Source organism: Lishizhenia sp. (assembly GCF_057456495.1).
In genome coordinates this window covers 1-9,568 of the sequence record NZ_JBVCPV010000115.1, presented here as the reverse complement: position 1 = coordinate 9,568, position 9,568 = coordinate 1, and the positions used below count along the sequence as shown (strand labels likewise).

General features: G+C 35.5%; 10 protein-coding genes. 7 read left to right on the top strand and 3 right to left on the bottom strand.

Annotated features, from left to right (window positions below; genetic code table 11):
• Positions 1–2,025 (bottom strand): PEP/pyruvate-binding domain-containing protein (locus AC22ZQ_RS09265; RefSeq protein ID WP_318958499.1); only part of this gene is annotated, 2,025 nt, incomplete at its 3' end.
• Between the two features lie 54 nt (positions 2,026–2,079).
• Between AC22ZQ_RS09265 and AC22ZQ_RS09260 the strand changes: the two genes are divergently transcribed.
• From AC22ZQ_RS09260 to AC22ZQ_RS09230, 7 genes are all read left to right on the top strand, one after another.
• On the top strand, positions 2,080–3,069 hold the full coding sequence (locus AC22ZQ_RS09260; RefSeq protein WP_318958498.1) for an NAD-dependent epimerase/dehydratase family protein: 990 nt from the start codon (positions 2,080–2,082) through the stop codon (positions 3,067–3,069).
• A 179-nt stretch (positions 3,070–3,248) separates the two neighbouring features.
• Positions 3,249–3,857, top strand: coding sequence for an MCP four helix bundle domain-containing protein (locus tag AC22ZQ_RS09255; protein ID WP_318958497.1), 609 nt, complete (start codon positions 3,249–3,251; stop codon positions 3,855–3,857).
• A 542-nt stretch (positions 3,858–4,399) separates the two neighbouring features.
• Positions 4,400–4,630 carry a DUF2061 domain-containing protein gene (locus AC22ZQ_RS09250; protein ID WP_318958500.1) on the top strand — a complete coding sequence of 77 codons (231 nt, stop codon included), beginning with the start codon at positions 4,400–4,402 and terminating at the stop codon, positions 4,628–4,630.
• 2 nt (positions 4,631–4,632) lie between these two features.
• A complete protein-coding gene (locus AC22ZQ_RS09245) occupies positions 4,633–5,241 on the top strand; it encodes a phosphoadenosine phosphosulfate reductase domain-containing protein (protein WP_318958496.1) in 609 nt (202 codons plus the stop codon).
• 5 nt (positions 5,242–5,246) lie between these two features.
• On the top strand, positions 5,247–6,149 hold the full coding sequence (gene cysD, locus AC22ZQ_RS09240) for a sulfate adenylyltransferase subunit CysD (protein WP_318958495.1): 903 nt from the start codon (positions 5,247–5,249) through the stop codon (positions 6,147–6,149).
• A 20-nt stretch (positions 6,150–6,169) separates the two neighbouring features.
• The gene (locus tag AC22ZQ_RS09235; protein ID WP_318958494.1) at positions 6,170–7,420 is read left to right on the top strand and encodes a sulfate adenylyltransferase subunit 1; all 1,251 of its coding nucleotides are present in this window, start codon (positions 6,170–6,172) and stop codon (positions 7,418–7,420) included.
• 276 nt (positions 7,421–7,696) lie between these two features.
• On the top strand, positions 7,697–8,209 hold the full coding sequence (locus AC22ZQ_RS09230; protein ID WP_318958493.1) for a DUF3124 domain-containing protein: 513 nt from the start codon (positions 7,697–7,699) through the stop codon (positions 8,207–8,209).
• Between the two features lie 34 nt (positions 8,210–8,243).
• On the opposite strand, the gene AC22ZQ_RS09225 is transcribed toward AC22ZQ_RS09230, so the two are convergent.
• Positions 8,244–9,203, bottom strand: a complete 960-nt coding sequence (locus AC22ZQ_RS09225; RefSeq protein ID WP_318958492.1) for a T9SS type A sorting domain-containing protein — start codon at positions 9,201–9,203, stop codon at positions 8,244–8,246.
• Between the two features lie 221 nt (positions 9,204–9,424).
• The gene (locus tag AC22ZQ_RS09220; protein WP_413468682.1) at positions 9,425–9,547 is read right to left on the bottom strand and encodes a T9SS type A sorting domain-containing protein; all 123 of its coding nucleotides are present in this window, start codon (positions 9,545–9,547) and stop codon (positions 9,425–9,427) included.
• Positions 9,548–9,568 lie beyond the last annotated feature (21 nt).

Below are 9,568 nucleotides of genomic sequence, written 5' to 3'. Positions count from 1 at the left end.
GAGCTTATTATACCCCTCTCTTAAATTTTCAGTAAACAACTCATCTACTGTAAGATAAAATATATCTTTTTGAGTATTGAGATACCCCAATTCAACAAGATTATTTCCCATGCTCAAGAACATATCTCTAAATATTGAGAAAATACGTGTTCGTTTATACCTGAAATTTTCACGGGATTTAAACCTAAAAATTAATCCCTTCACCCTATTTACCAGAAACAACCTCCAAAGAAAATTTATTGGATAATATGCTTTTAATATAGATCTGTAATCTGTAGGGCTTTCCTTCCTCTTTTGCTCAGTAGATACCACCGATATACGGATGGATTCTTGTAACAGCTCAATAAACAATAATGGATCTTGCTTAAAGGTGGTGGTTTCCATTTTCAATTCACTCGATTTGGTTCTATCCCCATACAAACGAATATATTCTTTAATTTTTTCATCTAATTCCAGGTACTTTTGGGTCAATTCTTTCCAAATATCGGATACTTCCTTTGTCTTAAACAACTCCTTCAGCTGCTCATCATCTAGGATAATATTTACAAGTTCTTCGTAACTATGAAGAAGCTGAACAGAGGTTACTTCACCTTCTGCACGCAAAACATCATTAATAAAATTAGGGTGGTCTGTTATTATTTTAGAACCCTTTAAACCGCTCTTCAGTAAGAAGAAGCTAATCATGGTATAAAAACCATTTGAGATAGCAGCAAAGGCACTCTTCCCCATTTTATCCATCATAGATTGATAAATGGTTAACTGATTTTCCAAGCTTAGTTGATGAAAGTCTTTTGGGTTATATTGCTTTAACGCCGCCTCGTAAGCGTCATCAAATAAAGCATTGTACTTTTTAGATCGTATTAACTTGATCAATAATTGAAAAAATATATTCACCCTTTCCAGAAAATTATGTCGCAATGGAGGAGCCTTAAAATCGACCGCTTCCATATTCCATATTTTGGGCAGTAACTGCACCAATTTCTTTCCAAAAGGCATTTGATACAAGTTACCCTGCCATGCGTTCAGGTTATAGTATAATCTTCCATGAATACTATCTACAATTCGATGCATATCCGCTTTATTCTGGTTTAAAATTCTAGGACTGTATCCTATCATTTCAGAACCTTTTACGTACACACTTCCGTAGGTTTTTTGAACATGTGAAACCGTTAAAGGAAGTGTTATTCCTCCATAGTTTCCCTCTGCCTGCGTTTTATCCCAGATAATGATATTCTCCTTCAAAGATCTATTTACCATGGGTCTAACTTGCAACCAAAACAAGTTATCTCCAGCTATGGCAATTTCTACATCTACAGGACATTTTAAGTATTGCTCTAATTTGTAAAGTCCAGCTTTGAAAAGATCACTAAACTTGGAAATAATATCTTTTAAGTCTCCAACTGATTTCTCAATCCTTGTTTCTTTTCCTGCTTTTACAGAAACTCCATGATAGCACTCCTTTAAGTCATGATAAACCAATTCATTTTCTTTCAGCTCCACTTGCATTCCTTCAAGCTCTCCCGACACTAATTTATCTCCCAAACCTGGAATTAAATTTACCAAAGGATGATGCTTTGTATAGTCGACAGGGTGTTTAGAAAACAGAACTCCAGAATATTCTGAATCAATCATTTCTTGAATAATGACACCAAAGTGGGGTGTCTCCGTACCGTATACATTGCTTTCAGCATAAGAAGAAATCACCTCCATAATGGTCTCCGATAAATCTGTGAATGCAACGTTTAGGACAGTTTTAAATTGCCCTGCAAAAGACTGTTCCTTCGAATCCTCATTGGCTGAACTTGATCGCACTGCCCAAAGTTTGTTTGTGTCCAACGCATTGAAGTTTTCATCTATCCAAGATTGACATTCAGTACGATCATTATTCCATGAAGAAATTGTATCGAAATCGATAATTACAAAATGAGGAAGAGTTAGTCCACAAGCCTGTAAATTCAACAATCCTTGTGCTTTACCACCAATTTGGTTCAAATTTGATTGTCCAATTTTCGAAGTGTCTGTCATAATCACTAATTTAACGAAATAAATAGGAGTTAAACTCAACTTAAAATGTAATGTATGCGAATTATTATTACTGGAGCCACTGGAGCTTTTGGCGGAGCAATGGTTCGCTATTTTGTGGCTAAAGGGCATGAAGTGATAGCAACTGGAAGAGACAACAACCCTCCCAAAGAATTGCTAAAACTTGCAAAATATATTCAAGCTGATATTTGTACACCCTATGAATTACCGGAAGCCGACATTTGTATTCATTCAGCAGCATACTCTGACGACAAGGCTCCTCTTAAGTCACTCTACACTCCGAACGTGGTTGGAACCAGAAACACACTGAAAGCCGCACAAAATTGTGATAAATTCATCTACATTTCTTCCTCCTCTGTTTATTTACCAGATTCACTACCGATACAAGAAGAAATGGCGGGAAACCAAAACAATAAGTTGTTGTCTTCTTATGGTCAATCAAAACTTTTGGCCGAAGAAGTGATTGAAAATGAATTTCAAAAAGAGCAATGCTTTATACTTCGTCCTCGTGCGTTTTACGGGGTGGGTGACACACAAATTATCCCCAGAATTTTAAAGTTGGTCAAAAACAATCAGTTTAGTAGACCGGGGAAAATGGACATTAAAGTTTCCATGACCCATTACGATAATATGGCTAAGGCAATAGAACTATGTATGGCCTCATCTCTCACCGGAATACGCACCTACAATATTGCAGATGATGATGAATACATTTTAATTGAAAATGTAAGAAAACTTATCAAAGCACTTTATCCTCAAAAAATAAGTGAAAAGGAAATTAGCATTCTACTCTTGAAGGTTTTGGCCTTTTTTAAAATTGGTGGATTTACTCCCTTACTCGTAAGAGGGTTAACTCAAAATATGGTTTTAGATCTTTCAAAAATTAAAAGAGAGTTAGGCTATACTTCTGCAATTACTTTTGATGACACTTTAAAGGACCTTTCACAATGGGTAGAAGCAATAGGAGGAGTAAAACACTTACAAGCTAAAGAAAAACTGAGGTTGTGGGGAAAAGAATTTTATTAATATTTGAATGAAGCACTTCTTTTTTTTCAATAAAAGCTTCCGGAAATATTGTAAAATGATACCTCATTCTTCACCCCTAATTTATTCTTGATACAAAACACGAAGGATGGGTAAATCATCGTTTTAATTTATATCTTCGTTATTCACCATAAACGGTTTTTGACCAAAAAAATATTCTCATGAAAGTATTCAATAAAATAAAATGGGTCTCAGGGATAGTACTAATTTTTGGAATTGTATTGGCCACCAACTTAATCGATAGAGACAATTTCAGTAAACTTCGAAATTCTACTACAACCATTTATAAAGACAGAATCGTAGCCAGCGATATCATCTTTGATATCTCTCACCTCGTACAAAAAAAGAAACTCACATTAGCTACGGCAGACACCCTTTTATTCGAACGCAATCATGCAAATTTAAGTGACAAAATAGATGTACTCATTGAAAAGTATGAACAAACAAAACTCACGAAGAAAGAATCCGATATTTTCGAAGTTTTAAAAACTCAATTAGAAAGTTTTGACAAAATGGAACTAGATTATTTCTCTGGAGAGCTTTCTGAAAAAGATGCCTTTGTTGAATTAATTGCGGGGATAGATGAAAGTCTTTATAAATTATCCAAACTTCAAGTTTCTGAAGGAAAGCTTCAGATGCTTAAGAGTAATAAAGCCATGGAATCCATTGAGCTATTTACTCAAATTGAAATCATCTTTTTAGTCATTGCTGGTATACTCATTCAAATCATCATTTTGTATACTCCAAAATCGAAACGAGAGGATATATAATTTTTAATACTTAGAATTTTCAAACTGAACAGAAGTCCTTCATTTAAAATGAGGGATTTTTTTTGTTGATTTAATTTCATTTTCAACTCCACTACACTACCCTTTACTTCAATTTCATTTCTGTTTTAAAAAAAACTCAAAAAAAATCACAACACTCAAACAAACCTACAACACCTATAAAACCTACCAACTTTATGGGATATACTATTTACAAAGGCGTACAGAATATAAAATTAACAATGATAAATTTGGATAGTTCTTTTTTTTCAATTTATATTTACCCCGAAATTCAAGAAGAAAACTAAAAATATAAGGCAACGGTATGTATAAAAAGCTTTAGGATTCTACTTATTTCTTTAGGAAGAATTGCTGCACTCATTAATCAACGCGCACGCTTAATGTAGATCAATTCTACCCTTCAAAATTAGATTAATAAGACGATAAATTAGGTATAAATTCTAAACGTGAGAAACTCACGTACGGCCATACTATTGCCCAATTTTTAACATGAATGAAACGACAGAATGGATACAGAAAAAAACATGCAAGTAAACAATCATGAAGCTTCTTTACCCAAAGATCAACTTAAACGAAGCTTAGCCAAAACAATTAGTTGGAGGACGGTTGGAACATTTGACACCATCCTTATCTCCTTCTTACTTACAGGACGATTGGCAATAGCCTTCAGCATAGGAGCAATAGAATTAGTCACTAAAATGTTCTTGTACTTCTTTCACGAACGAGCATGGAACAATATTAAATGGGGAAAATAAATATGAATATAACAGAGATCAATCAGAAACTAAGGACCCAGTCGCCCCAAGAAATCGTGACTTGGGCGCTAGAAAATGCCAAAAAACCGGTTATTACAACAAACTTTAGACCTTACGAAGCTGCCATACTTCATGCATGTACTCGTGTAGAAAATGACCTAAAAGTTATTTGGTGTGATACAGGTTATAACACATCTTACACTTATTTACACGCCGAAGAATTGATTTCAAAATTGAAGCTCAACATTCAATTATACGTCCCCAGACAAAGCGCTGCACACAGAAATGTGGTACTCGGTATTCCTGGTTTAGAAGATCCTAAACACAGCTTATTCAGTGAACAAGTAAAGTTAGAACCTTTCCGCAGAGCTATGGAAGAACATCAACCTGATGTATGGTTTACGAACTTGAGAAAAGGACAAACTGCATTGCGCGATACTTTAGATATCCTAAGTGTATCGGCAGATGGTGTGCTTAAAGTGAGTCCCTTCTACCATTGGTCAGACCAGGAACTTAACAACTACCTTGAAATACACGACCTGCCTAACGAGGAGCGTTACTATGATCCAACAAAACTATTAAGTAATAGAGAGTGCGGAATACATAAATAAGGAAAATGAAAACAACTCAAAATATTAATCCATTAGAAAATGAGGCCATTTACATCTTACGGGAGGTGGCCGCACAATTTGAACGACCAGTGCTTTTATTCTCGGGTGGTAAAGATTCTATAACCCTTGTACGGCTGGCTCAAAAAGCTTTTTATCCCGGAAAAATCCCTTTTCCTCTTTTACACGTCGACACCGGACATAATTTTCCAGAAACTATTGCATTTAGAGATGCTCTAGTAAAAGAATTAGGCGTAGAACTCATCGTTAGAAATGTACAGGACGCTATAAATGAAGGAAAAGTCATTGAAGAGCAAGGAAAGTATGCATCCCGTAATGTATTGCAGACAACAACCCTTCTGGATGCCATAGAGGAATTTAAGTTTGATGCTTGTATCGGAGGAGCCAGGAGAGATGAGGAGAAAGCCAGAGCCAAGGAGCGTATATTTTCTGTGAGAGATGACTTTGGACAGTGGGATGAAAAGAACCAACGTCCTGAGTTATTTGATCTTTTAAATGGTCAAATTGAACTCGGACAAAACGTTAGGGTCTTCCCTATTTCCAACTGGACAGAATTAGATGTTTGGTCCTATATAAGAAATGAAAAAATAGAAATTCCATCCATTTATTTCGCCCACAAACGCAAGGTGTTTCTCAGGGATGGTTTTATCTGGTCTTATGACGATGACAAAGTATATCGAGACCACGATGAAGTGGTCGAAGAACGCATGGTAAGGTTTAGAACTGTTGGAGATATGAGTTGTACTTCTGCCGTTTTATCTAAGGCCACAGGAATAGATGAAGTGGTCGAAGAAATAAGACGCTCTACCCTATCAGAACGCGGTGCCAGAATAGACGACAAGCGCTCTGAGGCTGCAATGGAAAAAAGAAAGCAACAAGGATATTTCTAAAAAATCCCAAGAACAGAAACATGGAAGTATTAAAAATAGCTACTGCAGGTAGCGTAGACGATGGAAAAAGTACCTTAATAGGTAGGATATTGTACGACACGCAATCGCTGACTCAGGATAAACTGGAAGCCATAGAAAAAACTAGTCAACAAAAAGGGTATGATTATTTAGATTTCTCTTTAGCTACCGATGGACTAGTTGCTGAACGTGAACAAGGAATCACCATAGATGTGGCCCATATTTATTTCTCGACACCTCATAAGAGTTACATTATAGCGGACACTCCAGGTCATGTAGAATATACTCGTAACATGGTGACAGGTGCATCGACTTCGCAAGCATCCATTATCCTCATAGACGCAAGAAAAGGTGTAACAGAACAAACCAAAAGACACTTCTTTATCAATAACCTATTGCGTATAAAAGATATAGTGGTCGCCATTAATAAAATGGATTTGGTAGCATATTCTCAAGAGGTATTTGAAAAGATTAAAAACGACTTTAGAACACTAAGCAATCAAGGTGAATATGAAGGACAGAATATCAGCTTCATACCAGTAAGTGCTTTACACGGTGACAATGTAGTACACCATTCTACAGAAATGCCTTGGTACCAAGGTCTCACTGTTCTGGATCATTTAGAATCATTAACACAAGAAAAGGTTTACGATACTGGAAAACCAAGATTCCCTGTACAAATGGTAATACGTCCAAAAACTGAAGAATACCATGATTTTAGAGCCTACGCAGGAAAAGTCTATGGTGGAGATTTACAGACCGGTGATGAAGTTGTTGCTCTACCCTCTCTTCAAAAATCAAGTATTAAGGATATCTATTTCTACAACGAAAAGTACCAAACTGCTGTAAGTAGATCTTCCGTCTCCATCACTTTAGAAGATGAAATTAATTTAAGTAGAGGAGATATGCTTGTAAAAGCAGAAGAAGTACCTCAATTAACAAAAGAGGTAGAAGCTATCGTTTGTTGGATGGACAATAAAACCATGGAGATTCGCAACAAATACACATTACAACATGGTGTGAACAAGGTTCTGGCCATGGTGAGTGAAATTGAGAGCAAAATAAAAACAGATTTCAGCGGTACGGAACAAGAAGTTAAAAGCGTTGAAATGAACGACATCACGCTTATTAAACTAAAATTGAATAAGGAAATTTACTGTGACCCTTATAAGGATCACCGCACTAATGGCTCATTTATACTGATTGACAACACGACCAACCATACAGTTGGTGTAGGTTTTGTTCAAGCTTAGCATTAAAATATCCTCCTTTCCTAACTAACCTAAATCCATTTTAGTTTTATTTAACAAAAGCACACATGTACATGTGTGCTTTTTGTAGTTATTGTTGAATTAAAATCTCTTGAAAGAGATGATAATGATCTATATACGAGGATGTATTTTAAAATTCACGCGTGGAATGGACTGTATACGTTAATTGTGCAACAAAGCTAATATTTTTCCAAAACCCTTACAATTAGAAACAAATTAATGGATTAATCTCTAACTTTAGAAAAAGTTCAAAACACCATGGTTACGAAATTTCATCTATCACTCTTACTTTTTTCTGTTGCTACTTTATCTTGTGAAGCGCCCCAGAAAAACAAGGAGCCTAAATCTATTCATTTCGAGAAAAAGAGGGTCCACTTGAATAAAATGGACAGTACTTTACTGCATGGTACAACACATCTCTCTGTTTATTCAAGTATCTATTCTCAAACCGAGCATAGGACACACGACTTAACTGCCACGGTGAGTATGCGTAATCTTAATTTAAATGATAGTTTGTTCATTACCAAAGCAATTTATCACGACACCAAAGGAAATCCGGTTCACACCTATTTTGATTATCCTGTAGGTATGGGTCCGCTTGAAACCTTGGAAATAGTAATAAATGAAAAAGAACAATTAGGGGGTACCGGAGGTAATTTCATTTTTGAATGGTATACACCTGAAAATTTACCCCATTTTGAATCAGTGATGATATCTACCTCAGGACAACAAGGTATTTCATTTAGAACAGAAGGAATTAACTTGAAATAAAAAAGGACTGTATCATCGCAGCCCCTTTATCCAATCAAATTTTAATCAGTCGTTTTCTTTCAATGAGCTCTCCCCTTTTATTGAACAAACAAAGTAGGTAGCTCCCTTTTTGAAAATCATCAGTATTCACGATGAACTTTTGATTAAACGCTGGTAAATCGTTTGTATAGACCCTAGAGCCCTGCATGGTGTAAAGAGATATACTTTGGACCTCTTTACCCCAGTTGCTCACTTCGATTCGATCATCAAAAGGATTAGGAATAATTCTCATTAAATGGTCATTCTCCTTTTCAATTCCCGCATAATTGTCTATTAACATTCTTCCTGCTTCTACATAAAAAGTATCTATACTCGATTGTGTAAATTTCAGTAAGTAGTCATGAATAAAAGGCGCATAAAATAAATACATTACCTCTTCGGATTCATAGAAATCTCCCATTACATTGAGGGTTTTATGAACCTCTATTTTTATTCTGAGTACATTATCATAGGTGGCATGAGGGAGCATGAGTGTTCCCTCTCCATCAACAATGAATTTTGAACTACCAACGGTAGAAATATTGATCATACCTTGTTGAGCTACATAGGTAAAATCATCCTCCATTGTATCTCCATAAGCCATGGGGTAAAAAAGAGTGGTTTCAGGATTTGAATAATGCCTTTCTTCTATGTTAGATATCGAATAAAATTTTTCTATGGTACTGTCGGTGATATAAATTCGATGAAAGGAGTTGGGGAATTCTACCTTTAAATTATTATTGCTTAAACTCGTATCTCCCTGTAGGTAGCTATAAGAAATAGAGGGATTTAATTGTGACAAATTAGAGTAATCCCAGAGTAAATTTTGACCGCTGGTATCTTGAACTTTAAACTCCACGGATGTCATTGTAAAATTATCTCCTACTTGTGGTTGTATTTGATTGGCTTGATGCTGAACTTGTCCAAAGGCTGATAGACAAATACAACTGGAAAGAATAATGTAAATTTTTCTCATGATTTTGATTTAAGTGTTCCCCTCTATAAGCAATAATCATTCCTAAATAGAACAAATTAACAACTAGCAAAGACTTGAAAAAACAAGAGTTAAATACGTGCTTTTTCATGAATTAAATTTCCATGCTTGGGAAAAAAATAACCTCTAGAACTTGTAATAAAATCAAAAAAAGGGGAATTGCATTGCAATTCCCCTTTTTTAATTTATTTAGAAAGTAAGTCTTATTTCACCACTACTTCTTTTGTATAAACTCCTGTTGAAGATCCTAATTTCACAATGTACATTCCGGCATCTACGCGAGATAAATCAATTTGTGATTGTCCCAACTTACCTTTTGTATCCATACTCGATGTATAAACAAGGTT

Excerpts from the sequence above, each read along its gene's own strand:
- AC22ZQ_RS09260 (WP_318958498.1), top strand. The coding sequence starts at position 2,080 with ATGCGAATTATTATTACTGGAGCCACTGGAGCTTTTGGCGGAGCAATG.
- AC22ZQ_RS09255 (WP_318958497.1), top strand. The coding sequence starts at position 3,249 with ATGAAAGTATTCAATAAAATAAAATGGGTCTCAGGGATAGTACTAATT.
- AC22ZQ_RS09250 (WP_318958500.1), top strand. The coding sequence starts at position 4,400 with ATGCAAGTAAACAATCATGAAGCTTCTTTACCCAAAGATCAACTTAAA.
- AC22ZQ_RS09245 (WP_318958496.1), top strand. The coding sequence starts at position 4,633 with ATGAATATAACAGAGATCAATCAGAAACTAAGGACCCAGTCGCCCCAA.
- cysD (WP_318958495.1), top strand. The coding sequence starts at position 5,247 with ATGAAAACAACTCAAAATATTAATCCATTAGAAAATGAGGCCATTTAC.
- AC22ZQ_RS09235 (WP_318958494.1), top strand. The coding sequence starts at position 6,170 with ATGGAAGTATTAAAAATAGCTACTGCAGGTAGCGTAGACGATGGAAAA.
- AC22ZQ_RS09230 (WP_318958493.1), top strand. The coding sequence starts at position 7,697 with ATGGTTACGAAATTTCATCTATCACTCTTACTTTTTTCTGTTGCTACT.
- AC22ZQ_RS09225 (WP_318958492.1), bottom strand. The coding sequence starts at position 9,203 with ATGAGAAAAATTTACATTATTCTTTCCAGTTGTATTTGTCTATCAGCC.
- AC22ZQ_RS09220 (WP_413468682.1), bottom strand. The coding sequence starts at position 9,547 with ATGGATACAAAAGGTAAGTTGGGACAATCACAAATTGATTTATCTCGC.